At 72.3% G+C, this 24,944-nt stretch carries 24 protein-coding genes and 1 tRNA gene; 15 read left to right on the plus strand and 10 right to left on the minus strand.

Features of this window, described 5'->3' with window-relative positions; genetic code table 11:
• The first annotated feature begins 25 nt into the window (after window positions 1-25).
• The 4 genes from ACFY3J_RS10805 (at window position 26) to ACFY3J_RS10820 (ending at window position 4,865) form a co-directional block, all read left to right on the plus strand.
• Window positions 26-430, plus strand: coding sequence for a PPOX class F420-dependent oxidoreductase (locus ACFY3J_RS10805; protein ID WP_384177558.1), 405 nt, complete (start codon window positions 26-28; stop codon window positions 428-430).
• Window positions 431-536: 106 nt separating this feature from the next.
• Window positions 537-1,937 (plus strand): cysteine--tRNA ligase, encoded by a 1,401-nt coding sequence (gene cysS / locus ACFY3J_RS10810; protein WP_390840733.1) that lies wholly within the window; start codon window positions 537-539, stop codon window positions 1,935-1,937.
• Between the two features lie 97 nt (window positions 1,938-2,034).
• Window positions 2,035-2,976, plus strand: coding sequence for a 23S rRNA (guanosine(2251)-2'-O)-methyltransferase RlmB (rlmB, locus tag ACFY3J_RS10815; RefSeq protein WP_384177562.1), 942 nt, complete (start codon window positions 2,035-2,037; stop codon window positions 2,974-2,976).
• Window positions 2,977-3,125: 149 nt separating this feature from the next.
• Complete coding sequence (locus ACFY3J_RS10820) at window positions 3,126-4,865, plus strand: DoxX family membrane protein (RefSeq protein ID WP_384177564.1); 1,740 nt, start codon at window positions 3,126-3,128, stop codon at window positions 4,863-4,865.
• A gap of 39 nt (window positions 4,866-4,904) precedes the next feature.
• On the opposite strand, the gene ACFY3J_RS10825 is transcribed toward ACFY3J_RS10820, so the two are convergent.
• The 3 genes from ACFY3J_RS10825 to ACFY3J_RS10835 form a co-directional block, all read right to left on the minus strand.
• Complete coding sequence (locus ACFY3J_RS10825) at window positions 4,905-5,636, minus strand: NDP-sugar synthase (protein ID WP_384177566.1); 732 nt, start codon at window positions 5,634-5,636, stop codon at window positions 4,905-4,907.
• Between the two features lie 866 nt (window positions 5,637-6,502).
• Window positions 6,503-6,958: a hypothetical protein gene (locus ACFY3J_RS10830; protein WP_384177568.1), complete on the minus strand. Its 456-nt coding sequence runs from the start codon at window positions 6,956-6,958 to the stop codon at window positions 6,503-6,505.
• Between the two features lie 243 nt (window positions 6,959-7,201).
• A complete protein-coding gene (locus ACFY3J_RS10835; RefSeq protein ID WP_225074556.1) occupies window positions 7,202-8,338 on the minus strand; it encodes an ABC transporter ATP-binding protein in 1,137 nt (378 codons plus the stop codon).
• Between the two features lie 237 nt (window positions 8,339-8,575).
• Here ACFY3J_RS10835 and ACFY3J_RS10840 point away from each other — a divergent pair.
• Window positions 8,576-8,653: transfer RNA gene (locus tag ACFY3J_RS10840), tRNA-Thr, on the plus strand.
• Window positions 8,654-8,709: 56 nt separating this feature from the next.
• On the opposite strand, the gene ACFY3J_RS10845 is transcribed toward ACFY3J_RS10840, so the two are convergent.
• Window positions 8,710-10,356 (minus strand): FAD-dependent oxidoreductase, encoded by a 1,647-nt coding sequence (locus tag ACFY3J_RS10845; RefSeq protein WP_390840788.1) that lies wholly within the window; start codon window positions 10,354-10,356, stop codon window positions 8,710-8,712.
• Between the two features lie 233 nt (window positions 10,357-10,589).
• On the opposite strand from ACFY3J_RS10845, the gene ACFY3J_RS10850 reads away from it, so the two are divergent.
• Genes ACFY3J_RS10850 through ACFY3J_RS10880 form a run of 7 tightly spaced genes read left to right on the plus strand, consistent with a single transcriptional unit; the run spans window position 10,590 to window position 15,859 of the window.
• Window positions 10,590-11,732 (plus strand): SchA/CurD-like domain-containing protein, encoded by a 1,143-nt coding sequence (locus tag ACFY3J_RS10850; protein WP_384177571.1) that lies wholly within the window; start codon window positions 10,590-10,592, stop codon window positions 11,730-11,732.
• 41 nt (window positions 11,733-11,773) lie between these two features.
• Window positions 11,774-12,217, plus strand: a complete 444-nt coding sequence (locus ACFY3J_RS10855; RefSeq protein ID WP_225074558.1) for a cupin domain-containing protein — start codon at window positions 11,774-11,776, stop codon at window positions 12,215-12,217.
• Window positions 12,214-13,482: a beta-ketoacyl-[acyl-carrier-protein] synthase family protein gene (locus ACFY3J_RS10860; RefSeq protein WP_384177573.1), complete on the plus strand. Its 1,269-nt coding sequence runs from the start codon at window positions 12,214-12,216 to the stop codon at window positions 13,480-13,482. Before ACFY3J_RS10855 ends, ACFY3J_RS10860 begins: the two co-directional genes overlap by 4 nt.
• Window positions 13,479-14,729: a ketosynthase chain-length factor gene (locus ACFY3J_RS10865; RefSeq protein WP_384177575.1), complete on the plus strand. Its 1,251-nt coding sequence runs from the start codon at window positions 13,479-13,481 to the stop codon at window positions 14,727-14,729. The genes ACFY3J_RS10860 and ACFY3J_RS10865 overlap by 4 nt, the downstream gene beginning before the upstream one ends.
• Before the next feature lie 44 nt (window positions 14,730-14,773).
• Window positions 14,774-15,031 (plus strand): acyl carrier protein, encoded by a 258-nt coding sequence (locus ACFY3J_RS10870; RefSeq protein ID WP_141360117.1) that lies wholly within the window; start codon window positions 14,774-14,776, stop codon window positions 15,029-15,031.
• Window positions 15,032-15,033: 2 nt separating this feature from the next.
• On the plus strand, window positions 15,034-15,516 hold the full coding sequence (locus ACFY3J_RS10875; RefSeq protein WP_384177577.1) for an SRPBCC family protein: 483 nt from the start codon (window positions 15,034-15,036) through the stop codon (window positions 15,514-15,516).
• Between the two features lie 19 nt (window positions 15,517-15,535).
• Complete coding sequence (locus ACFY3J_RS10880) at window positions 15,536-15,859, plus strand: TcmI family type II polyketide cyclase (protein ID WP_141360119.1); 324 nt, start codon at window positions 15,536-15,538, stop codon at window positions 15,857-15,859.
• Between the two features lie 130 nt (window positions 15,860-15,989).
• On the opposite strand, the gene ACFY3J_RS10885 is transcribed toward ACFY3J_RS10880, so the two are convergent.
• From ACFY3J_RS10885 to ACFY3J_RS10895, 3 genes are all read right to left on the minus strand, one after another.
• Complete coding sequence (locus tag ACFY3J_RS10885) at window positions 15,990-17,018, minus strand: methyltransferase (protein ID WP_390840734.1); 1,029 nt, start codon at window positions 17,016-17,018, stop codon at window positions 15,990-15,992.
• Between the two features lie 52 nt (window positions 17,019-17,070).
• On the minus strand, window positions 17,071-18,132 hold the full coding sequence (locus tag ACFY3J_RS10890; protein WP_384177582.1) for a nitrous oxide reductase family maturation protein NosD: 1,062 nt from the start codon (window positions 18,130-18,132) through the stop codon (window positions 17,071-17,073).
• Between the two features lie 121 nt (window positions 18,133-18,253).
• Window positions 18,254-19,144 (minus strand): aminoglycoside phosphotransferase family protein, encoded by an 891-nt coding sequence (locus tag ACFY3J_RS10895; RefSeq protein ID WP_390840735.1) that lies wholly within the window; start codon window positions 19,142-19,144, stop codon window positions 18,254-18,256.
• A 22-nt stretch (window positions 19,145-19,166) separates the two neighbouring features.
• Here ACFY3J_RS10895 and ACFY3J_RS10900 point away from each other — a divergent pair, with 22 nt between their 5' ends.
• A complete protein-coding gene (locus ACFY3J_RS10900; protein ID WP_384177906.1) occupies window positions 19,167-19,820 on the plus strand; it encodes a rhomboid-like protein in 654 nt (217 codons plus the stop codon).
• 25 nt (window positions 19,821-19,845) lie between these two features.
• Here ACFY3J_RS10900 and ACFY3J_RS10905 read toward each other — a convergent pair whose 3' ends face one another.
• Complete coding sequence (locus ACFY3J_RS10905) at window positions 19,846-21,345, minus strand: MFS transporter (protein WP_384177586.1); 1,500 nt, start codon at window positions 21,343-21,345, stop codon at window positions 19,846-19,848.
• Between the two features lie 103 nt (window positions 21,346-21,448).
• Here ACFY3J_RS10905 and ACFY3J_RS10910 point away from each other — a divergent pair, with 103 nt between their 5' ends.
• Window positions 21,449-22,126: a pentapeptide repeat-containing protein gene (locus ACFY3J_RS10910; protein ID WP_384177588.1), complete on the plus strand. Its 678-nt coding sequence runs from the start codon at window positions 21,449-21,451 to the stop codon at window positions 22,124-22,126.
• 36 nt (window positions 22,127-22,162) lie between these two features.
• Here the strand turns inward: ACFY3J_RS10910 and ACFY3J_RS10915 are convergent, their stop codons facing one another.
• Window positions 22,163-22,663: a hypothetical protein gene (locus ACFY3J_RS10915; RefSeq protein ID WP_225074566.1), complete on the minus strand. Its 501-nt coding sequence runs from the start codon at window positions 22,661-22,663 to the stop codon at window positions 22,163-22,165.
• Window positions 22,664-22,703: 40 nt separating this feature from the next.
• Here ACFY3J_RS10915 and ACFY3J_RS10920 point away from each other — a divergent pair, with 40 nt between their 5' ends.
• The gene (locus ACFY3J_RS10920) at window positions 22,704-24,119 is read left to right on the plus strand and encodes a M1 family metallopeptidase (RefSeq protein ID WP_390840736.1); all 1,416 of its coding nucleotides are present in this window, start codon (window positions 22,704-22,706) and stop codon (window positions 24,117-24,119) included.
• 35 nt (window positions 24,120-24,154) lie between these two features.
• Here the strand turns inward: ACFY3J_RS10920 and ACFY3J_RS10925 are convergent, their stop codons facing one another.
• Window positions 24,155-24,874, minus strand: coding sequence for a GNAT family N-acetyltransferase (locus ACFY3J_RS10925; RefSeq protein WP_384177592.1), 720 nt, complete (start codon window positions 24,872-24,874; stop codon window positions 24,155-24,157).
• Between the last annotated feature and the right edge of the window lie 70 nt (window positions 24,875-24,944).

Below are 24,944 nucleotides of genomic sequence, written 5' to 3' on the forward strand. Positions count from 1 at the left end.
CCCGACCAGGCTCACGGAGGTCCCCATGTCCGCCGCCCTGCCCGACCGGCTCAAGTCACTGCTCGACGGTCCCGTCTTCGTCGTCCTCGGTACGATCCAGCCCGACGGCAGCCCGCAGCTGTCCCCGGTATGGGCGAAGCGGGACGGCGACGACGTCCTCGTCTCGACCACCGTCGACCGTCGCAAGAAGAAGAACCTGGACCGCGACGCCCGCGCGAGCGTCGTCGTCCAGGACCCCGATTCGCCCTACGAGTACGCCGAGATCCGCGGCACCGCCGAGATGACCACCGCGGGCGGCCGGCAGCTCATCGACGAGCTGTCCATGAAGTACACCGGCAAGAAGTACGCCGAGTTCAACCCCTCCTCGGCGCAGGACGCCGAGCGCGTGATCGTGCGGATCAGGCCGCAGAAGGTCGTCGGGATCCTGTGATCGCCGCCCTCTCGCGCGGGGGATGTGCGGAACATGTGCGGAAAAGCAGCGCGCACGCGGCGGGGAGGCAAGCGAGGTACTGCCCGGGGCCCACTACCCTGGTGTGGTGACTATTCGCCTGTACGACACCAGCGCCCGGCAGATCCGTGACTTCACCCCGCTCGAGCCGGGTTGTGTCTCGATCTACCTGTGCGGCGCCACCGTGCAGGCGGCCCCGCACATCGGGCACATCCGCTCCGGGCTGAACTTCGACATCATGCGCCGCTGGTTCGCCTACCGCGGCTACGAGGTGACGTTCATCCGCAACGTCACCGACATCGACGACAAGATCATCGCCAAGGCGCACGAGCAGCACCGCCCGTGGTGGGCGATCGGCTACGACAACGAGCGCGCGTTCGACGACGGCTACACCGCGCTCGGCTGCCTGCCTCCCACCTACGAGCCCCGTGCCACCGGCCATGTGCCGGAGATGATCGAGATGATGCGGGGCCTCATCGAGCGCGGTCACGCCTACGCCGCCGACGGCAACGTCTACTTCGACGTGCGCTCCTTCCCCGGTTACCTGGAGCTGTCGCGGCAGGAGCTCGACAACCTGCTCCAGCCCTCCGGCGAGGGCGAGACCGGCAAGCGCGACCCGCGCGACTTCGCCATGTGGAAGGCGGCCAAGCCGGGCGAGCCGACCTGGTCCACCCCGTGGGGGCCGGGCCGCCCGGGCTGGCACCTGGAGTGCTCGGCGATGGCTCACAAGTACCTCGGCAGCGCCTTCGACATCCACGGCGGCGGCCTGGACCTGATCTTCCCGCACCACGAGAACGAGATCGCCCAGGCCAAGGCCTACGGCGACGAATTCGCGCGGTACTGGGTGCACAACGCCTGGGTGACCATGGCCGGCGACAAGATGTCCAAGTCGCTGGGCAACAGCGTGCTGGTCTCCGAGATGGTCAAGCAGTGGCGGCCCATCGTGCTGCGGTACTACCTGGGCACCCCGCACTACCGCTCGATGATCGAGTACAGCGAGGAGGCTCTGCGCGAGGCCGAGTCCGCGTTCGCCCGGATTGAGGGCTTCGTCCAGCGCGTGGTGGAGAAGGCAGGTCCGGTCGAGCCGGCCGAGCAGGTGCCGCCCGCGTTCGCCGAGGCGATGGACGACGACCTGGGCGTGCCGCAGGCGCTCGCGGTGGTGCACACCACCGTCCGCCAGGGCAACAGCGCGCTCGCCGCCGACGACAAGGAGGCCGCCGTGGCCCGGCTCGCCGAGGTGCGTGCCATGCTCGGCGTCCTCGGCCTCGACCCGCTGGACCCGCACTGGGCCGGAGGGGGCGAGCAGCGCGGCGAGGACCTGCACGGCGTGGTCGACACCCTGGTCCGCATGGTCCTCGACCAGCGCGAGGCGGCCCGCGCCCGCAAGGACTGGACGACCGCCGACGCCATCCGCGACCAGCTGAACCAGTCCGGCCTGGTGATCGAGGACAGTCCGCAGGGACCGCGCTGGAGCCTGGGCGCGCGCTGAGCCCGCCCGCGAGCACGGAAGATCGATTGTGCCGCCCGGCCTCCCGGGCGGCACACTGCATAGACGTACGTACGACGCTTCAACAGACAGGTAGGTCATGGCCGGGAACAACCGCCGCATGTCCGGCAAGAAGGGCGCGCAGGTCGGCAGCGGCGGCCAGCGGCGCCGGGGGCTCGAGGGCAAGGGGCCCACGCCCCCCGCCGAGATGCGCAAGGGTCACGCCAAGCAGCGCGCCGCCCAGGCGAAGACTCGCCGCGTCCAGGGCCGCCCGCAGCAGCGGCGCGGCTCGGGCAGGTCGTCCTCCGAGCTCGTCGTCGGCCGCAACCCGGTCGTCGAGGCGCTGCGCGAGGGCGTGCCCGCCACCACGCTCTACGTCCAGCAGTTCATCGACAACGACGAGCGGGTCCGTGAGGCGCTCCAGCTCGCGGCCGAGCGCGGCGGGATCAACCTCATGGAGGCCCCGCGCCCCGAGCTCGACCGGATGACGAACGGGCTCAACCACCAGGGCCTGGTCCTTCAGGTGCCGCCGTACGAGTACGCGCACCCCGAGGACCTCGCCGACGCCGCCTACGACGAGGGCGAGGACCCGCTGATCGTCGCCCTCGACGGGGTGACCGACCCGCGCAACCTCGGCGCGGTCGTCCGCTCCGTCTCCGCCTTCGGCGGGCACGGTGTGGTCGTCCCCGAGCGGCGCGCGGCCGGTATGACCGCGGGTGCCTGGAAGACCTCCGCCGGCACGGCCGCCCGTACGCCGGTGGCCCGCGCCACCAACCTGACCCGCGCCCTGGAGTCGTACCAGAAGGCGGGCATCACGGTGGTCGGCCTCGCGGCGGACGGCGAGGCGGAACTCGGCGACCTGGACGCCCTGGAGGGGCCCGTCGTCATCGTCGTCGGCAGCGAGGGCAAGGGCCTGTCCCGGCTGGTCGGCGAGACCTGCGATCTGCGGGTCCGGATCCCGATGCCGGGCGGCGCGGAGTCGCTGAACGCCGGTGTCGCGGCCGGGATCGTGCTCTACGAGGCGGCGCGCAGGCGCGCCTGACCGGTCGTCCGGAGCCGGGCGCGGGTGGTCGAACGGTCGTCCGTGCGACCACCCGCCCGAGTGGAACCGGGCGATCCGTACAACCTTGACGCGGTCCGGACAGATCCGACGTGTCACGGCAGTGTCCTAACTCCTCGTCACTCGGTTAGATGAGTGTGGACACCAGAACACCCCGCACACCCACGGGGGACCGCTCGTCGGGATACGACGACGCTCCCGCGCTGAGCATGGTGAAGGTGCCGAGCGATCCGGCGCAGGTCATCGTCAACCACGCGAGTTTCCGCGTGCAGTTGGGCGCCACCTCGCGGCGCGACCAGTCCCTGCGGATCGCCCGGTACCCCGGCGGCACCGAGAACACCGGCCGCGTGCCCTTCGCCGCGGGCCGGGCCGGGGCCGCGACCCACCGCCGCCCGGTCGTCTGGAGCGGCCGGTCCGCCCCGGACGACACCGGCGCCCACCGGCTGCTCCAGGCCGTGCGGAGCGGAAGCGTGTGGTACTCCGATGAGCCGTCCGCGGACGCCCGGGCCACGCAGGTCATGCCGCGCGTCGGCGGCGTGCCGGGCCACGGCCCCTACGACCTCGAGCAGACGGTCGAGACCCCCGTCGTCGGCGCCCAGCGCACGCCCGGGCCCGGCGAGACCCGGCTGCTGCCGCACATGCGGACCGCGGGCAGCGCCTACGGGGAGTCCGCCCACGGCGGTGCCGGGTACGGCGGGAACGGCTACGGCACCCCGGCATACGGCCAACCGCCTTACGACGACGCCGACTTCGCGGACGACGAGCACGACGAGCCCGGTGCGTACGGCGAGCAGGGCGGACACCGGCAGAGCAGGCGCCACGCCGACGACCCGTCCCGGCACGCGTACTACCCTGGCCGGCGCATGAACCTCGGCGTCGTGCTGCTCCCGCTGCGTATCTTCCTCGGGTTCATCTCCCTCTACGCCGGCATGGGCAAGCTGTGCGACCCGCTGTACTTCGACGGCGGCAAGCGCGGCTCCATGGTCAAGTGGCTCAACACCCTGCACCCCTGGGAAGTCGCCGAGCCGCTGCGCCAGTTCGCGCTCCAGCACCCCGTCGGCTCCGGGCTCGTCATCGCCTTCCTCCAGGTCATCGTGGGGATCCTCACCGTCCTGGGCTGCTGGCAGCGGGTCGCCGCGGGGATCGGCGCGCTGCTGTCGGCCGCGCTGATCGTGACGGTGAGCTGGAAGACGGTGCCCGTCTACGACGCGCCGGACATCATCTACCTCGCCGCCTGGTCCCCGCTGGTCATCGCCGGCGCGCCCGTGTACTCCGTGGACGGCCGCCTCGCCGCCTCCGCCTGGCGACGGCTCGGACCGCGCTCCGACATCTGGGAGCTGCGCCTGTTCGTGCTGCGTCGCGGCGTCCTGGTCACGGTGCTCGTCACCGGTCTGACGCTGCTCGTCGGCTCGCTGCTCGGGGGTGCCGTCCGAGACGCCGACCGGGTGGTCCTGCCCGGACCCGGCGAGGCCCCGCGCAACGAGCTGCCCGGCTCGCCGCTCCCGACGGAGACGGGCGAGCGGCAGCAGAAGCCGCCGTCGGCGTCGACCTCGCCGACCACCCGGCACGGTTCCTCGGCCGGCCCGTCCCGCGGCCCCGCGAGCACGCCGGGCGCTACCCGCGAGAGCGGTACCGCGACCGGCGGCGTGCCCAGCGAGACCCAGGGCACCGGCCAGACCCCGCCGCGTCACTCCGCCCCGGTTCAGCAGGCACCCAGCACCAGCTCGGGGCCGACCTCCGGCGGTACCGAGACCGGTGGCAGCACCGGATCGGGCGGTGGCTCCGGGGGGCCCAGCTCCAGTGGCGGCGGCTCCAACGGCGGCAGCTCGTCCTCGGGTCAGCCGGGGCTGGTGGGCGGACTGCTGGGGTAGCCCGCCCCCGGTTCGCCGTACGGGTGCGGCGCTGTGGGCTCACCTCCCCAGCGCCGCCAGCTCCTTCGCGGCCTCCGTGAGGTCCTTCGCGGTGTCGATGGCCCGCCAGTAGGCGCCCTGGGGGATGGGGAAGCCGGCGAGCCTGCGCTCGCGGGCCAGGTGCGGGAAGGTGGTGCGCTCGTGGTCGCCGCGCTCCGGGAGGAGGCCGGCGAACTCGGGCGAGAACACGTAGACGCCCGCGTTGATCTCGAAGGTCGAGGGCGGGGCCTCGATGAAGTCCGTGATGTGGCCGAAGCCGTCCGTCCGCACGGCGCCCCACGGGATCCGCGGGCGGGCCAGCGCGAGGGTGGCGACCGCGTCGCGCTCGGTGTGGAAGTCGGCCATGTCGCGCAGCGAGAACCGGGTCCAGATGTCGCCGTTGGTGGCGTACCAGGGCTGGTCCGGGTGGGGCAGCTGGGCGGCGGCGAACTTCAGGCCGCCGCCGCGGCCGAGCGGCTCCGGCTCCACGACGGTGCAGACACGGACCGGCAGGTCCGCCGACTTCAGCCAGTCCTGGAGCACCTCGGCGAGGTGGCCGCAGGACACCACCACGTCCGTCACACCCTCCTCGGCCAGCCAGGAGAGCTGGTGGCCGATGATCGGGGTGCCCGTGCCGGGGATCTCGACCATCGGCTTGGGCCGGTCGTCGGTGTAGGGCCGCAGCCGGGAGCCCTGGCCTCCGGCCAGGACCACGGCTTGAGTGGGGCGGGACGCCGCATTCGGATGGGTCATGCCCGCACTGTACGACCCACGCTTCGGGCCCCGGCCGCCGCCAAGGAATTCCCTGCGCACCGATAACCGACTTCCCGCCCGGATCGGGCCCTCCGGGTGGCGCGCGGGGGCCGGCCCTTCGGACGGGCGCGCGCGGTTGGGCATGTGGACGGGACGGCGGCCCTTCCGGGCGGGGTGCGCGGCAGGTCTTCGGGCGGGAGCGTGGGGTGCCCTTCGGGCAGGAACGTGCGGTCGGGCCTTGTGCTGGGGGAGCGGGCCCGGGGCCGGTTGGCAGAGGGGCGGCCCGTAGGGGCGATCACTGTACGTGCCGTAGGCGTCCGGTGCGGTTGGCTCTGCGGTCCGTGCCGAGGAGAGTCGGCCGGCTCAGAGCGGCGGAGTGGTCTGGTCGGGCGCGAACCGCCGCCGGGGGAGGGTGCGCCTCGGGGCGAGGCGGGCGGCGGGCTGATGCGGCCCCTGGGCCGAAGGGAGTGGCCGGGCTCTCCACGAGGTCTGCGGCGCGGGGCCCGGTTGGGCGGGGGCGGGTCGGCCCGGCGGGCCAAGGCGTGGGGGAGCGGTGTCTGCGCCAGGTCCGCCGGCCGCTGGAACTGGCGTTCGGGGCGCGCGTCACGAGGGCCGTGTCCAGGCCCAGGGGCTGCCCCGCTGCGTTACCCGGCCAAGGCGTGGGCGCGGCCCTCCGCGCTGCCGTGCTGTGCCCTGGCCCCCCGGGCCGCATGGGTTTGCCCGGTTTCAGTGCCGGGGCGGCCCCGGGCCTGCCACAGGCCCCTCTGCGGGCTTGCCCGGTCGTGTCCAGGGCGGGCCCCCGCCCCGCGAGGTGGCCCGCCCTGGACACGAGGGACTCGCTCAATCGGCCGGGTGGCCGTGGCGTGTCAGTTGTGGGTGGACTGGATGCCGGAGGCGAAGGAGGTGTCGCAGACCGGGCGGGCGTAGGACTGGGCGCGGGCGGGGCCGTAGATGCGGACGGCCGCGCGGCCCAGGGTGCGGGCGATGGAGGCGCAGTGGCCGGCCAGCGACGGCCGGCCGTTGACCGCCTCCTGGAGGTGGGTGAGGACCACGCCCGGGTTCTGGTCCTGCAACTCGGTCAGCAGCTGGTCGCGCAGCACGTCCTGCGGGGCGAGGGCGCGGGACTTCGCCGGGGCGCCGGCGGCCACGGCGTCGGACGCGGCCAGCACCGAGTTCGAGGGGCTCCCCGACCAGTTGACCCGGGTGACCGCGAGGGTTCCGGAGAGCACCAGGACGACGGGCAGGACGAGGGCGAGGGAGCGGCCGATCCGGCGGGCGGGGCCCGGGCCGCGTCGCGTGGGGTGGTTGGTGGAGTGCTTCACGCGAGTGAGGGTAGCGCCCGGTAATGATTTGGCGACATTTAGTCACCCCTTCGGGGGATGGTCAGACGCTCTCTCCCGGGTGACGTGTTGACGCACACCGCTCGAAATGTCCGGTGCGCCAGGGTGGTTCGGAGGCATGGAGAAGGGCCCCGCGGCCAGGTCGCGGGGCCCTTCTCGTCAACTTGGGTGAATCCCCCGGAGGTGTCCCGAGGTTTCAGCCGTTAGGCGTCAGCCGCGGACGCGTCAGTCCGACAGACGCTCGCCCGTGGAGGTCGAGAACACGTGGGTCTCGCCCGGCCGCGGCACGACGTGCAGCGTGGAGCCCTTCTCCGGGACGGAACGGCTGCTGACACGGACGACGAGGTCCCTCTGCTCGCCGCCGACCTCGACCGAGCCGTAGACGTATCCGTCGGCGCCCGTCTCCTCCACCACGTTCACGGAGACGGCGAGGCCGGCCGGAGCGTCCTCGGTGTCCTTCGACAGCGAGGCCGCCGCGCCGCCGCCCAGCTCGACCACGTCGAAGTGCTCGGGGCGCACGCCCACCGTCACCGTGCGGTCGCCCTTGTCCGAGGCGGCCTTGAGCGCCTCGCGGTTGACCGGCACCACGCTGTTGCCGAACTTCACACCGCCGTCGGTGATCGGCACCTCGACGAGGTTCATGGCGGGCGAGCCGATGAAGCCGGCGACGAAGAGGTTGGCGGGCTTGTCGTACATGTTCCGCGGCGAGTCGACCTGCTGGAGCAGACCGTCCTTCAGTACCGCCACACGGTCGCCCATGGTCATGGCCTCGACCTGGTCGTGGGTGACGTAGACGGTGGTGATGCCGAGCCGGCGCTGGAGCGAGGCGATCTGCGTACGGGTGCTCACCCGGAGCTTGGCGTCCAGGTTGGACAGCGGCTCGTCCATGAGGAACACCTGCGGCTCACGCACGATCGCGCGGCCCATGGCGACGCGCTGGCGCTGACCGCCGGAGAGCGCCTTCGGCTTGCGGTCGAGGTACTCGGTCAGGTCGAGGATCTTCGCGGCCTCCTCGACCTTCTGCCGGATCTCCGCCTTGTTGACGCCGGCGATCTTGAGCGCGAAGCCCATGTTGTCGGCGACCGTCATGTGCGGGTACAGCGCGTAGTTCTGGAACACCATGGCGATGTCCCGGTCCTTCGGCGGCAGGTGGGTGACGTCGCGGTCACCGATCCGGATGGCTCCGCCGTTGACGTCCTCCAGGCCGGCGAGCATGCGCAGGGAGGTGGACTTGCCACAACCGGACGGGCCGACCAGGACGAGGAACTCACCGTCCTCGATGTCGATCTCGAGCGCGTCGACGGCGGGCTTGTCGGAACCCGGGTAGATCCGGGTCGCCTTGTCGAACTGGACAGTGGCCATGGTGAATGGGCCCCCTTCTACCGGCAGGAACGTGCCGGACGATCCGTTGTAGGAAGGTGGTTGCCACTACGGGTGATTCCGTTGTGGTTGTTGGTGTAGTCCACACGGGTGAACTGGCTCAGGACGGTACCTGGCGTTCACCTGGTCTGTCAGCACTTGAGGGCTGGTGAACTTCACGGAAATTCCTGCCGGGCCGCCTCGGGGACCTGGGTACACTGCACGGACACGCCCATACAGGCCTCCTTAGCTCAGCTGGTCCAGAGCGGCTGTCTTGTAAACAGCAGGTCGTCGGTTCGAATCCGACAGGGGGCTCCACACACGGAGGCCACCCGCGCCGCGAGGTGCGGGTGGCCTCCGTTCGTTTTTGCAGGTCAGGCTGTTCTGAGCAGCGTCCGCACGACCTGACGCAGCGTCGCCTCGGGGTCCGGTGCGGCGGCTGCCGCCCGCCATGCCACGAACCCGTCCGGGCGGACCAGCACGGCTCCGTCGGCCGTCGTGCCGTGGGCTCGCGCCCAGTCGGGTGCCGCTCCGTCCGCGCCGCCGTGCGGGTCGTACGTCAGCTCGGCGCCGACGCGGTACGAGTCCAGGCGCACGTCGTCGCTCTCGGCGAGGCGCAGGGCCGCCGTGTGCCAGCCCGCCGTCGACTGGGCGTCGCTCAGCAGCACCAGGGAGCGCTCGTACAGGTCGAGCGTCGAGATCCGCTCGCCGCCGCGGCGCAGCCACAGGTGGGGCGCCCGGCTGCCCGGCTCGCCGGTCAGGCGCATCGCCTCCGGTACGACCTCCTGGCCCGGGTCGGCGCCCACGACGGCGCCGTGCGGGTAGCGGTAGCCGAGGACGACGTTGAGAATGCCGCCGCGCGTGCCGCCGCCGATGCCGGGGGCCGGGGCGAAGCCGGGGTGGCTGTGCTCGACGGAGCGGGCGGAGGCGCGGGCACTGGTCGCCGTGGCGACGGGGCGGCGCTCGGTGTCGTAGGTCTCCAGGAGGCCGGGGCCGGCCCAGCCGCCGAGCACGGCGGCCAGCTTCCAGACCAGGTTGTGCGCGTCCTGGATGCCGGTGTTGGAGCCGAAGGCGCCGGTGGGGGACATCTCGTGCGCGGAGTCCCCGGCGAGGAACACCCGTCCGGCCGAGTACCGGTCGGCCACCCGTTCGGCGGCACGCCAGGACGCCTTGCCGGTGATCTCCACATCCAGGTCGGGTGCCCCGATCGCACGGCGGATGTGCCGCTGGAGCCGGTCCTCGGTGAACTCCTCCAGCTTCTCGCCCCGCTCCGGGTGCCAGGGCGCGTGGAAGACCCAGTGCTCCTTGTTGTCGACCGGCAGCAGGGCCCCGTCGGCGTCCGGGCCGGTGAGATAGCAGCAGATGAAGCGGCGTTCGCCCACCACCTCGGCGAGCAGCTTGGAGCGGAAGGTGACGCTGACGTTGGCGAACAGGTCGCCGGGCCCGCTGTGCCCGATGCCGAGGCGGCGCCGGACCGGGCTGCGCGGGCCGTCGGCGGCGACCAGGTAGTCGGCGCGGACGGTGTACCGCTCGTCGGTGCCCCGGTCCCGTACCACCGCGGTCACGCCCTCGCCGTCCTGCTCGAAGGACTCCATCTCGTGGGAGTAGCGCAGGTCGCCGCCGAGTTTCCGGGCGCCCCGCAGCAGTTCGGGCTCCAGGTCGTTCTGGCTGCACAGGCACCAGGAGGTGGGGCTGAACCTGGCGAGGCCGCCGTCCGGGTCGATGTGCTTGAACAGCCACTCGCCCGCGTCGCCGGCCAGGGTGGGCGTCTGGAGGATGCCGTGGTTGTCCGCGAGCAGCGATGCCGCCGTCTTGATGTCCGGTTCGACGCCGGCCACCCGGAACAGCTCCATCGTCCGCACGTTGTTGCCGCGTCCACGCGGGTGAATGGAGGTGCCGGAGTGCCGCTCGACCAGCATGTGCGGCACTCCGTGGCGGCCCAGGAACAGGGAGGTGGACAGGCCCACCAGGGAGCCGCCGACGATGAGGACGGGTACCCGGTGGTCGGCTTCTTGGCGCATCGATGCCTCCAGGAGCGGGGGTGCGGGTGTGGGGCGCATCGGAGTGTCCATGCCCTCCCGGAGGCCGTCGTGCGTACGTCCGCGGCACCAATCACCCCTGTGATCACCCGCGTGGTGCACACGAGTCGCGCACCGATCGGGACCGGCTCAGGATCGAGATCACGCTGACGTCGCGTCACCCGCGGCCGGCGTTTCCTCTGCCCCGCCAAGCACCGCCAAGGAGACGTACGCAGATGACCGCCATCTCTGAGCGAGTTTCAGAACCGACCGAGCAGCAGGCCGCGAAACGTGTCTCCCAGTCCGTCTTCGACGGCTCCCGGCTCCGGGTCGTCCTGCTGGTGAACGTCTACGACGGCGCCCAGCAGCAGTTCCTGGAGGCCTACGAGGAGATGTGCAAGCAGGTCGCGTCCGTCTCCGGGCACGTCAGCGACCAGTTGTGCCAGTCCATCGAGAACCCCTCCCAGTGGCTGATCACCAGCGAGTGGGAGAGCGCCCCGCCGTTCCTCGCCTGGGTGAACAGCGAGGAGCACGTGCGGATGGTGCAGCCGATGCACAGCTGCATCCGGGACACTCGGTCGCTGCGCTTCCACATCGTCCGTGAGACCGGCCACACGGAGGTGGGCGCGGCTTCCGCCGAGCGCCGGCTCCAGGACTCGCCGCGGATCGGGGACGGTGTGATCCGGCACGCGCTGACCTTCACGGTGAAGCCGGGCAGCGAGCGGAAGGTGGCCCAGATCCTGGCCGACTACGAGCCGCCCGAGGCGAACGTGGACGGCACCACCCGGCTGTGCCGCACCTCCCTGTTCATGCACGGCAACCGGGTCGTGCGGGCCATCGAGGTGCGCGGCGACCTCCTCGTGGCACTGCGGCACGTGGCCCAGCAGCCGCAGATCCGGAAGGTCGAGGAGGACCTCAACCCCTACCTGGAGCAGGACCGCGACCTCAACGACCAGGAGTCCGCCCGGGTGTTCTTCACCCGGGCGGCGCTGCCCGCGGTGCACCACGTGACGGCCGACCAGGAGAGTCCGGAGGCGGAGCGGCACGCGCTGTACTACCCGGCCCGGCAGGGCATGGGCATGAAGCTGGCGGAGCTGCTGTCCCACCAGGACGAGCGGGCGGCGGCGGACCCGCACAGTCCGGTGCTGCGCAGCACGGTCTTCGAGCGGGACGACGTCGTCGTCCGGCTGATCGACATCCGCGGCGGGCTGGACGCCGACCCGGCCGCCGCGCTGGGGCTGACGGATGCCACGAAGGTGTCGGAGCTGACCAGCCTGCTCGACGCGGGCGCCGCCGAGCAGGAGGAGGACCTGGCCCGTCTGCTCACCCTCGCCCGTATGGACCTCATCACCGACCGCCGGTCCGCGCCGGACGCCTGACGCATCCCGAAGCCGACGTACCACACCACCGGAGGAACGACGTGATCAAACCCAGGCCCAGGATCGTGGAGCTCGGCGAGACCGAGCCCAACACGAAGCGCGGAGGCGATCTGCGCGCCATGCTCACCCCGGCCACGGTCGGTTCCACCAGCGGCTTCATGGGCGTGGCCATCGTGCAGCCCGGCGACCGCATCGGGGAGCACTACCACCCGTACTCCGAGGAGTTCGTGTACGTCGTCTGCGGCGACCTCGAGGTGGACCTGGACGGCGAGCCGCACCCGCTCAGGCCGGAACAGGGTCTGATGATCCCCGCCTACATGCGCCACCGCTTCCGCAATGTGGGCGACGTGGAGGCGCGGATCGTCTTCCACCTGGGGCCGCTGGCCCCGCGTCCGCAGCTCGGCCACGTCGACACGGAGGGCACCGAGCCGGCGGCGGCCGGCGCGGAGGCGCCGCCGGCGGGCGTGGCAGAGGTCCGATCATGACCAGGCGGGTAGCGGTCACCGGCATAGGCATCGTGGCGCCGGGCGGGATCGGCGCCCCCGCCTTCTGGGACCTGCTGGCGAACGGGCGCACCGCGACGCGGGGCATCACGTTCTTCGACCCGGCCGGTCTGCGGTCCCGGATCGCCGCCGAGTGCGACTTCGACCCGGCGGCCTCGGGGCTGGACGAGGAGCAGGTCGCGCGCTGCGACCGCTACATCCAGTTCGCCCTGGCCGCCGGCCAGGAGGCGGTGTCGGACTCCGGACTCGACCTCGCCGGGGAGAACCCCTGGCGGGTCGGGGTCTCGCTGGGTACCGCGGTCGGCGGCACCACCCGGCTGGAGAACGACTACGTCCTGGTCAGCCACCGCGGCGAGCGCTGGGACGTGGACCACGAGCGGGCCCGGCCGTATCTGGAGCGGGCGTTCACACCGAGCACGCTCGCCTCCACGGTGGCCGAGCGGTTCGGGGCCCGTGGGCCGGTGCAGACCGTCTCCACCGGCTGCACCTCCGGGCTCGACGCGGTCGGCTACGCGCTGCACACCGTGGAGGAGGGGAGGGCGGACGTCTGCATAGCCGGAGCGTCGGACTCGCCGATATCACCGATCACCATGGCGTGCTTCGACGCGATCAAGGCGACGTCGCCGAACAACGACGACCCCGCCCACGCCTCCCGCCCCTTCGACAACGCCCGTGACGGGTTCGTCATGGGCGAGGGCGGCGCGGTGCTCGTCCTGGAGGAGCTGGAGCACGCCAGGGCCCGCGGCGCCCACGTGTACTGCGAACTCAGCGGCTACGCCACGTTCGGCAACGCCTACCACATGACCGGACTGACCAGCGAGGGCCTGGAGATGGCGCGGGCGATAGAGACCGCGCTGGACCACGCCCGACTGGACGGCTCCGCGATCGACTACGTCAACGCGCACGGCTCCGGCACCCGCCAGAACGACCGGCACGAGACGGCCGCGGTGAAGCGGGCGCTGGGCCACCATGCCTACGACACCCCCATGAGCTCCATCAAGTCGATGGTGGGCCACTCGCTCGGGGCGATCGGGGCGATCGAGGTGGTGGCCTGTGTGCTGGCCCTGGCCCACCAGATGGTCCCGCCGACCGCGAACTACGAGACCCCCGACCCCGAGTGCGACCTGGACTACGTCCCGCGGGTCGCCCGTGAGCGGAAGCTGGACAGCGTGCTCTCCGTGGGCAGCGGCTTCGGCGGCTTCCAGTCCGCGGTGATCCTGACCCGGCAGAGGGAGAGGACACGATGAGCGCACCGCGCAAGCGGCGGGCCGCCGTCACCGGCATCGGTGTCGTCGCGCCCGGCGGCACGAGCACCGAGACCTTCTGGAAGTCCACCCAGGAGGGCGTGAACGTCCTGGACCGGGTGACCCGTGAGGGCTGCGAGCACCTGCCGCTGAAGGTGGCCGGCGAGGTGCGGTCCTTCGAACCCTCGGCGGCGGTCGAGGAGCGCTACCTCGTCCAGACCGACCGTTTCACGCACTTCGCGATGGCCGCGGCCGACGCCGCCCTCCAGGACGCCCGGCTGGGGCAGGCCGACACCGACGCGGCCCCGTTCTCCGCCGGCGTGGTCACCGCGGCCGGGTCCGGCGGCGGCGAGTTCGGCCAGCGGGAGCTCCAGAAACTGTGGAGCAAGGGCAGCCGCTATGTCGGCCCCTGGCAGTCCATCGCCTGGTTCTACGCGGCCAGCACCGGCCAGATCTCCATCCGGCGCGGCTTCAAGGGCCCCTGCTCGGTGGTCGCCGCCGACGAGGCGGGCGGCCTGGACGCCCTGGCGCACGCGGCCCGTGCCGTCCAGCGCGGCACCGATGTGATCGTGGCCGGTTCGACGGAGGCGCCGCTGGCCCCGTACTCGATGGTCTGCCAGCTCGGTTACCGGGAGCTGAGCCCGGTGGCCGACCCGAAGCGCGCCTACCGCCCGTTCACCGAGGACGCCTGCGGGTTCGTGCCGGCCGAGGGCGGCGCGATGCTCGCCGTGGAGGCGGCCGACGCGGCCCGGGAGCGCGGCGTGCCCGTACGGGCCGTCCTGGCCGGGCACGCGGCGACCTTCACCGGCGCCTCCCGCTGGGAGCTGTCCCGGGAGGGGCTGGCGGAGGCGATCCGCGGCGCGCTGGCCGAGGCCGGGTGCGCACCCGAGGAGGTCGACGTCGTCTTCGCCGACGCCCTCGGCGTCCCCGAGGCGGACCGGGCCGAGGCGCTCGCCATCGCCGACGCGCTCGGCGCGCACGGCCGGCGTGTGCCGGTCACTGCACCCAAGACGGGCACCGGCCGGGCGTACTGCGCCGCTCCGGTGCTGGACACGGTGGCGGCTGTTCTCGCTATGGAGCACGGCCAGATCCCGCCCACCCCGAACGTCTCCGACATCTGCCATGACCTCGACCTGGTGACCGGTCGTGCCCGTGCCGCCGAGGTGCGCACGGCGCTGGTCCTCAGCCGGGGGCTCATGGGCTCGAACTCGGCGCTGGTGCTGCGGCACGGTGCCGCCGAGGCCTCCTAGCGAGGCAGCCAGGATCAACCGGGAGCAACAAGGAGAGGAACCGCATGAGTGACCGCATCACAGTGGAGGAACTGGCCGAACTCATGAAGAAGGCCGCCGGGATCACCGTCAGCCCGCAGGAGCTGGCGGACCGGTCCGAGACCGGATTCGACGAGATCGGCATCGACTCGCTCGGCCTGCTCGGCATCGTGGGCGAACTGGAGAACCGGCACGGCATCCCGATGCCGGCCGACGCGGAGCGCTGCAAGACGCCCAGGAAATTCCTCGACCTCGTCAACAGCACCCTTCTGGCAGGAGCGTAGAAATGGCCGGACACACGGAGAACGAGGTCACCATCGCAGCGCCGGTCGATCTCGTCTGGGACATGACCAACGATGTGGCGAACTGGCCGCGGCTGTTCAGCGAGTACGCCTCCGCCGAGATCCTGTCCCAGGAAGGCGACAAGTGCACCTTCCGCCTGACCATGCACCCGGACGAGAACGGCACCGTGTGGAGCTGGGTCTCCGAGCGCGAGCCCGACCGGGCCACGCTCTCCGTCAGGGCCCGCCGGGTCGAGACGGGCCCCTTCGACCACATGAACATCCACTGGAGGTACGAGGAGGTCCCCGGGGGCACGAGGATGATCTGGACCCAGGACTTCGCGATGAAGCCGGAGGCGCCGGTCGACGACGACTGGATGACCGACAACATCAACAAGAACTCCAAGGTCCAGATGGCCCTGATCCGCGACAGGATCGAGAAGGCCGCCGCCGGGCACCGGGCCGAGCCGGCCCTGACCACCGACTGAGCCGGACGGAGAGAGGACCGTGCACCAAGAACTGATCGTCGCCCGGATGGCCCCGGGTTCGGCCCCGGACATCGCCAGGATCTTCGAGGAGTCCGACCGGGGGGAGCTGCCGCACCTGGTCGGTGTCACCAGACGCAGCCTCTACCAGTTCGGCGATGTGTACATGCACCTGATCGATGCGGACCGGGACCCGGGACCCGCCATCGCCAAGGTGGCCGGCCACCCCGAGTTCCGGGGCATCAGCGAGCGGCTGTCGGCGTACGTCAGCGCCTACGACCCGCAGACCTGGCGCTCGCCGAAGGACGCGATGGCCCACCGCTTCTACCTGTGGGAGCGTGACTGAGCCGCCGACCAAGCCACCTGACGCGCCGTCCGGTCCCTCACGGACGGCCACCGGCCGCCGGGCCCGCACTGTCGCGGGCCCGGCGGCCGGTGTCCGAGGAGGTCGCGGCGGCGCCGCCGGTGGGGTCCGGTCAGGCGGGCACCGTGCAGTCGAAGGCGTGCAGGTAGGGGTTGACCGGGCTGATGTCGTCGATGACCAGGCCGGCCGCCTTCAGCCGGCCGGCCATGCTGGCGCTGGTGTGCTTGGCACCGCCGACGTTCAGCAGCAGGAGCAGGTCCATGGCGGTGCTGAACCGCATCGAGGGTGTGTCGTCGACGAGGTTCTCGATGACCACGACCCGCGCCCCGGGCCCGCCCGCCTCGATGACGTTGCGCAGGCAACGGGCGGTGGAGTCGTCGTCCCACTCCAGGATGTTCTTGATGATGTAGACGTCGGCCCTGACCGGGATGGCCTCGCGGCAGTCGCCGGGCACGATCCGCACCCGGTCCGCCAGCGAGCCGCCCGCGCGCAGCCGGGGGTCGGCGTTGTCCACCACCCGCGGCAGGTCCAGCAGGGTGCCGTGCATGTGCGGGTACTTCTCCAGCAGGCTCGCCACCACGTGCCCCTGCCCGCCGCCGATGTCGGCGACCGAGGAGGCGCCGGACAGGTCGAGGAGCGCGGCGACGTCCCGCGCGGACTGCTTGCTGGAGGTCGTCATGGCCCGGTTGAAGACGTCCGCCGACTCGGGGGCGTCCTCGTTGAGGTGGACGAAGAACTCCTTGCCGTACAGGTCCTCCACCACGTTGCGGCCGGTGCGCACCGCCTCGTCCAGTTTCGGCCAGGCGTCCCAGGTCCACGGCTCGGTGCACCACAGGGTGATGTAGCGCAGGCTGCCCGGGTCGTCCTCGCGCAGCAGCCGGGACATGTCGGTGTGCGCGAACGTTCCGTCGGGCTGCTCGGCGAAGACTCCGTAGCAGGTCAGCGCCCGCAGCAGCCGGCGCAGCGGCTTCGGTTCGGTCTTCACGGCGGCCGCGAGGTCCTCCACGGCCATGGGTGCGTCCCCGAGCGCGTCGGCCACACCGAGCCGGGCGGCCGCGCGGAGGGCGGCGGCGCACGCCGCCCCGAACGCGAGCTCCCTGAGCCGCATGGACGGCGGTGGGGCGGACTGAGCGGTCGTCATGTGCCGCCTTCCTTCCTTCTCGGTCCCGTGGGTTCCACGAGTGGCTACGGCCTCAGCACAGTCCCGCGGGCTTGGAGACCCCGCAGGAGTTCTCTGCGAAGGTGTTGCGGTGCGTGGCGCTCTCCTGGTTGACCAGGTCCGCCGGGGAGTTGCCGTCGAGCACGTTCCGGCTCACCCGGTTCCGTTCGCCGGCCGCGCCGACGAAGCTCTTGAACAGCACGATGCCGCCGGACAGGGGGGACCTGCCCGAGTTGCCGACGACGAGGTTGCGGGACACGTCGGTCAGCTCGGTGCCGGTCAGGACGATGCCGGAGCCCTGGAGGAAGGGCAGCCGGGCGGTCGCCGGGCAGAACCTGTTGTTCTCCGCGACCCGGTTGTCGCGCACGGTCAGCGCGCCGGCCCGCGGCTTGTTCTCGTCGCCGACGACGAACACGCCCGCGCAGTTGCCGTAGACGTCGTTGCCCGCGACGGTGAGGTCGCGCAGCCGGCGGACGGTGACGCCGATCCGGTTGCCCTCCAGCCGGTTGCGGGCGATCAGCGTTCCGCCGGTGTCGGCGGCGCCCTGCTCGGCGGTGACCGTGTTGGCCAGGAAGAGTCCCGCGTCGCCGTTGCCCCGGGCGATGTTGCTCCGGTACTCGCTGCGTACGGACCGCTCCTCGGCGATGCCCCACATCCCGTTCTTCTCGGCGGTCACCTGCCGCACGGTCAGCCGGTCGGTGCCCACGGCCATCAGACCGGCGTGGGAGAAACCGGTCAGGGTCAGCCGGGAGACGGTGACACCTTTCAGGCGCTTGCCCTTGGCCCCCATCACACAGATGCCGTTGCCCCGCTTGCCGCAGTCGTCCGCGGGCTTCCCGCCGCCCGGTTCCAGGACGGTGCCGCGGCCCGTGCCGCGCAGGGTCAGACCGGGTGTCGTCACCTTGACGCTCTCGTGGTAGACGCCGGGCAGCACCAGCACGGTGTCACCCTGCTTCGCGGAGTCCACCGCCCGCTGGATCGACTGGCCCGGATGCACCAGGTGCGTCCTGGGCGCCAGGACCGGCGGGGCGGCGGCGATGCCCGAGCCGGCCAGCGCGGCGGTGCTCAGAAGCAGAGCGATATGGCGTTTCGTCATATTCTGTACCGTATGGCCCGATAGTCGGCTGGAACGCCCGATGGGCCGTCCGGCGGCGTGTCACCGGCGCGGGGCGCGGTGTGGCGGCGTGTCACCGGCGCGGGCGCGGTCCGGCGGCCTGTCACCGGCGCAGGGCGTGGCCGATCCACAGCTGTTCGGGGGACAGGGGGCGGCCGTCCTCCAGGTCCCACAGCGCGTTCTGCAGCACACGGCCGAGGGTCCAGGCACGGGCCCGGTCCCGGTCGAGGCCCAGCGCCCCGGTCATGGCCTCGAAGCGCCGGACGACCTCGCCGGGCTCGAAGCGGTTGCACAGCGCCGGGAACAGTTCGAAGCCGGGGTCCCCGGCGAGCGGCTTGGGGTCGATGGCCAGCCAGGGCTCGCGGTCGGCGCCGAGGACGTTGTCGTAGTGCAGGTCCCAGTGCAGCAGCCGGTCGCCGCTTTCGCCGGCGACCTCGCGCACGGCGGCGGCGCAGTCCGCGAGCAGCCCGCGGTCGTCCCCGTCGGGCAGTCGCCGCAACGCTCCCGGTGTCCGTTCCAGCAGGGCTTCCGCGATGTCACCCAGCCGCCGTGTCCCCGCCGGGGCCGGTACGGAGGTCAGGCGGGCCAGCAGGCCGGCGATCACCAGGACGGCCTCACCGGTGTCCGGCAGGCGCGACAGCGGGCGGGCGGAGTCGAGCCGTTCCAGCAGCAGCGTTCCGGTCGGCTCGTCGTGCTCCAGCAGCCGTACGGCCCCCGCGCCGTCCCACACGCGCAGCGCCGGCGCCTCTCCCGCACTCTCCTCGTCGGGGAGTTGGAGCTTCAGGGCGGCGGGCAGGCGGTCGGCGCGGACGACCGGAAGGACCAGCGCGCACACGCCGTGCATCGCCGGCCCGTCGATCCGCAGCCGCCACCGGTCGAGGAAGGCGGCCACCCGCCGGGGCAGACCGGCGACGAACGCGCGGCCCGCCGCCCCGTTGAATTTCTCCTGGGAAGCGGCCAGCGCGCCGGGCACCTCGATCACTCTGACGACCATACTTGCGCGTGTGAGCGGGGTCATGCGGATGCGGCGTGGGCTTCGGACGGCGACTGCCTACGTCCGCAGTGCTCCGGGGACGTACGTCTGGCTGCTGATCCTGTTCCTGACCACCGTCGCCCTGCACCACATGTCGCCGCAGTTCGAGCAGCACTTCCTGCGGCACCGCTCGACGAACCTGCGCGAGCTGTCGAACGACCCGGTGCGGGTGCTCTTCTCCAGCGCCATGTGGATCGACAGCGGCCACTGGCTGCCGTACGCGGTCCTCTACACGGTCCTCCACGCCCAGGCCGAGCGCTGGCTGGGCACCCTGCGCTGGCTGCTGGTGTGCGTGACCGCGCACATGCTGGCCACGCTGATCAGCGAGGGCGCCGTGCTGTGGGCGATCCAGCGGCACGTGGCGCCGGAGGCGGCCGTCAACACTCTGGACGTCGGGGTGAGTTACGCCCTGGCCGGGGTGATGGGGGTGCTGACGTACCGGATCGCCCCGCCCTGGCGGTACCTGTACCTGGCCGCCGTCCTCTCCTTCTACGTCGTGTCGCTGGTGACCCGGCACACCTTCACCGATCTGGGCCACTTCACCGCCGTCCTGATCGGCCTGGGCTGCTATCCGCTGGCGAGGGGCCGGGGAGAGCCGTGGAACCCGAGGAAGGTGCTGTTCGCCCTGAGGCGTTAGCGCCCGGCCCCAGGGCTCCCGCGCCTCATGCCGCTGGTTCCGTTACGGGCGCCTCCGTCGGGGCCCCGTGCTTGGGGGCCCTGCCCGTCACCATCAAGCCCGCGATCAGACCGGCCACCAGCATGACGGCGGCCGCCCACCAGATGGCGACCGTATAGCCGTGGACGATGCCCTCCGGCACCACCCGGGCCCGGTCCGCCGGGCCGCGCAGATGGGCGGTGACGTAGGCGGCGCCGCTGGTCGTGGCGACCGTGTTGAGCAGGGCGGTACCGATGGAACCGCCGACCTGCTGCGAGGTGTTCACGGTCGCGGAGGTCACCCCCGAGTCCTGCGGGGCGACGCCCGCGGTGGCGGTGGCGAACACGGGCATGAAGGTCAGGCCCATGCCGAGCCCCATCAGGACCAGGGCGGGCAGCACCTCGCTCGGGTAGCGCGAGTCGACCGTGAGCCGGGTCAGGAGCAGCAGCCCGCCCGCGGCCAGGAGCATGCCGGGGACGATGAGCACGCGCGGCGCCACGTGCCGCAGCAGCCGGGCCGAGATCTGCGTCGAACCGGTGATGATCGCGGCGGTCAGCGGGAGGAAGGCGAGACCGGTCCGCAGCGGCGAGTAGCCGAGGATCCCCTGGAGGTAGTACGTCATGAACAGGAACAGCCCGAACATGCCGATCACGGCCAGCAGCATGGTCAGGAGGCAGCCCGCCCGGTTGCGGTCCCGCAGGACGTGCAGCGGCAGCAGCGGCACCGGCGCCCGGCTCTGCCACCACACGAACGTCAGGAGGAGCGCCGTACCGAGGGCGAACAGGCTCAGCACCAGCGGATCGGTCCAGCCGCGCGGCTGGGCCTCGCTGACCCCGTAGACGACGGCGACCAGCCCGCCGCAGCCCAGCAGCGCCCCGGGCAGGTCCAGCCGGACGCCCGCCCGGCCCGGCCTGTCGGGCAGCAGGGTCAGGGCGCCGAGGACCGTGACGACGGCGATGGGCACGTTGACGTACAGGCACCAGCGCCAGTTCAGGAACTCCGTCAGCACGCCGCCGACGATGAAGCCGATCGCCGAGCCGCTGCCCGCCAGGGCGCCGTAGACGCCGAACGCCTTCCCGCGCTCCCTGGGGTGGGTGAAGGTCGTGGTCAGCAGGCTGAGCGCGGAGGGGGCGAGGACGGCGGCGGAGGCGCCCTGAAGGGCGCGGGCGCCGTAGAGCATGCCTGAGGAGGTGGCCGCGCCGCCGAACGCGGAGGCGGCGGCGAACCCGGCCAGTCCGGCGACGAACGTGCGCTTGCGGCCCACCAGGTCGGCGATCCGTCCGCCCAGCAGGAGCAGCCCGCCGAAGCCGAGGGAGTAGGCGGTGATGACCCACTGCCGGTTGCCGTCGGACATGTGCAGGGCGTGCTGAGCGGAGGGGAGCGCGATGTTCACGATCGTCGCGTCCAGGACCACCATCAGCTGCGCGAGCGCGATGACGACCAGTGCCCACCAGCGATGCCGGTCGGTCTCCTGGGACGAGGATTCACCTGGACGGGCGACGCTCACCTGGCCAGAAGACCATGAATCGGGAGGTATCGCATCCTCGTGTACGCAGGGCGCCTCGCGGTCGGGAGAGGGGATTGTCAGTGGCGGGGTGCAGCATGGGGACATGGTGAGCGGAGCGAGCGGCAGGGCCGGCGTGAAGGGCGCGCGGCGGCCCGAGGTGCGGTTGCCGGCGCTGGAGGCGTACGGCGGCGGGGGACTGGCGCCGGACGGGGACTACGACGGGCTGGAGTTCCGGGAGGAGGACCTGGCCGGGCAGGACGGGGCGGGGGCGCGGTTCCTGGACTGCGCGCTCAGAGGCTGTGCGCTGGACGACGCGTCGCTGCGGCACGCCCGCTTCCTGGACTCGGTCCTCACCGGTATACGGGGTGTCGGCACCGACCTCGCCGAGGCGACCCTGCGTGATGTGGAGGTGGTCGACGCCCGCCTCGGCGGTGTGCAGTGCCACGGTGCGGTCCTGGAGCGCGTGTGGATCCGCGGCGGCAAGATCGACTACCTGAACCTGCGCAAGGCCCGGCTGCGGGACGTCGTCTTCGAGGGCTGCGTCCTCGTCGAGCCGGACTTCGGGGGCGCCCGGCTGGAGCGGGTGGAGTTCGCGGACTGCGTGGTCAAGGGCGTCGACTTCAGCGCGGCGACGCTCTCGGACGTGGACCTGCGGGGTGCCGTCTCCCTGGAGATCGCGCGCGGGCTGGACCGGCTGGCGGGCGCGGTGATCAGCACCGGTCAGCTCCTGGACCTGGCGCCGGTGCTGGCGGCGGAACTGGGGATCAGGGTGGAGGGGTGAGGGGGGGCTGAAAGGGGATTCCGGTCGAGAGGGGGCTCAGGAGACGCGGGGGTAGCGGGCCTGGAGGGTCCAGATCGCCGGGTTCTCCGCCAGGTCCTCGTGCAGGTCGCACAGGTCGGCGACGAGGTCGTGCAGGAAGTCACGGGCCTCGCGGCGCAGCGCCGAGTGCGAGAAGGTCAGCGGGGACTCCTCGACGGGCATCCAGTCGGACTCGATGTCGACCCAGCCGAAGCGGCGCTCGAAGAGCATGCGGTCCGTGGACTCGGTGAAGTCCAGCTCCGCCCGCTGCGGACGGGAGGCGCGGGAGCCGGCCGGGTCCCGGTCCAGCCGCTCGACGATGTCGCACAGGGCCCAGGCGAAGTCGAGCACGGGCACCCAGCCCCAGGCCGTGGCCAGTTCGCGGTCCGACTCGGTGTCGGCCAGGTAGACGTCGCCGCAGAACAGGTCGTGCCGCAGCGCCCGCACGTCCGCGCGGCGGTAGTCCGTCTGCGGCGGGTCGGGGAAGCGGTTGGAGAGGGCGTAGCCGATGTCGAGCACGTAGGCGATGGTGTCATGTGCCCCGCATAGGATCGCGCGCGTGTATCGATCTGCCCTGCTTGTCCGGACCGCCGCGGCCGGCTGCGCCCTGTTCGCGCTGACGCTGACCGGGTGCGGCGGTGGTGTCCGGGGCACCCCGGGCGGGGCGGGGGTGCACGATCCGTACTTCCCCAGGGCGGGCAACGGCGGGTACGACGTCAGCCACTACGGCCTGACCCTCGACTACGACCCGGACCGACGTCACCTCACGGGTACGGCGGTCATCACCGCCCGGGCCGCCAAGGACCTGTCCGCCTTCGACCTCGATCTCGTGGGGCTCGACGTCCGGAGCGTCACGGTGGAGGGGAGGGCCGCCTGGTTCAGCCGGGCGGGGCAGGAACTCACCGTGCGTCCGCACGACGATCTGGTGAAGGGGAAGACGTTCACCGCGACGGTGCGCTACTCGGGGCGGCCGCAGGTCGTCGTCGACCCCGACGGGTCGCGGGAGGGGTGGCTGCCCACCGCCGACGGCGCGCTCGCCCTCGGTGAGCCGGTCGGCTCGATGGCGTGGTTCCCGGGGAACCACCACCCGTCCGACAAGGCCGCGTACGACATCTCGGTCACCGTGCCCGAGGGGCTGCGGGCCGTCTCCAACGGCGAGTTGAGGAGCGAGACGACCAGCGGGGGCCGTACGACGTTCCGGTGGCGTACCGCCGAGCCGATGGCGAGCTATCTGGCCACCGTCGCGATCGGCCGCTTCGAGATCACCCGCTCCACCACGAGGAGCGGTCTGCCGGTGTACGTCGCCGTGGAGTCCTCTCAAGTGCGGGCGAGCGGGGCCGTGCCGGCCAGGGTCCCCGAGGTCGTCGAGTGGGCGGAGCGCCGCTTCGGCCCGTACCCCTTCTCGTCCACCGGCGCGATCGTCGGCCGCCGCGAGGACGCCGGTTACGCCCTGGAGACCCAGAACCGGCCCGTCTTCCCCGGCGCCCCCGACATCGGAACCCTCGTCCACGAACTCGCCCACCAGTGGTACGGGGACTCCGTCACCCCGAAGAGCTGGCGGGACATGTGGCTGAGCGAGGCCTTCGCGACGTACGCGCAGTGGCTGTGGGACGAGGACCACGGCGGCCGGACCGCGCAGCAGGCCTTCGACGCGCTCCAACGCGGCGACTACTTCGCCGACGACGCCGGGAACGGGGCCGTGTGGTCCTTCCCGCCCGCCGAGCCGGTCGATGCCGCGCACATCTCCGGACGGCCCGTCTACGAACGGGGCGCGATGGTCCTGCACAAGATCCGCCAGGCGGTCGGTGGCCGCGCCTTCGACGGCATCGTCCGGGGCTGGGCCGCCGCCCACCGCCACGGCAACGCGGACACCGCCGACTTCACCGCCTACGTGGAGAAGAGGGCCCCGGGCACGGATTTCGGCGCGATCTGGGCCGACTGGCTGTACGGGGACGGCAAGCCGACGGGGCCCTGACCGCGGCCGGTCCCCTCACCGGCCGGCCCGTTCCCTCAGTCCAGCCGCTTGCGCAGCACCACGCACGGGCGGCCCATGCGCTGGTCCCGGCGGTGAGCGAGGTGCCGGTAGCCGAGGGCGGTCCAGAACGCCAGGCCCCCGGGGTTGTTCCCGAGGACGGCCAGGCGCACGGCGGTGCGGCCCGCGGCACGGAAGCGGTCCTCGACGAGGGACGTCAACCGGCGCCCGTGGCCATGCCGTTGTGCGCCCGCGTCGATCATCAGCAGGCCGATCCGCGGGTCCGGGTCGGCCGGGTCGGGATGGTGGGCGAGCGTGATCGCGATCCCGACGAGCCGTCCCTCGCTGCGGGCGAGCAGCACCTCCGCGTCCGGGACGGCCAGTTCGTCCGCCAGCGCGGTCGCCACCTGTTCCGGGCTGATGTCGTCCGGGTCGGGGAAGTCGCCGCTGAGGGCGTGGAAGTCGCGGTGGGAGGCGTAGAGCGCGGTGAGTTCGGTCAGGAGCTCGCCCGGGAGGCCGCGGTCCGACGGGAGGGTCAGGGGCTCGAGGAGAACGCGGGCAACGTACCGCGCCCCACACGCCCCCGGCGCCCCCTGGCGCGGAGGACGGCCGGCCGGAGCGACGGACTCGGGCCGCTCCCCAGGCCCAGCCGGCGCAGTCGCTCGGTGCGGGCCGGGGCGTCGCGCCAAGGCGACGACGGGACGCATCCCGTGGCGGGCACGGACGCCGTCGACGCGGGCCGCGTCCCCGGCGCACACGGAGGCGTCCTGCCGGCACCCGTCGGAGCAGCGCCCGCAGCCCCGGCCCTTCGCGGGCCGGGGCTCGGTC

Origin of the sequence: Streptomyces sp. NPDC001231, from assembly GCF_042896885.1 — a bacterium.
In the GTDB taxonomy this organism is placed as follows: Bacteria; Actinomycetota; Actinomycetes; order Streptomycetales; family Streptomycetaceae; genus Streptomyces.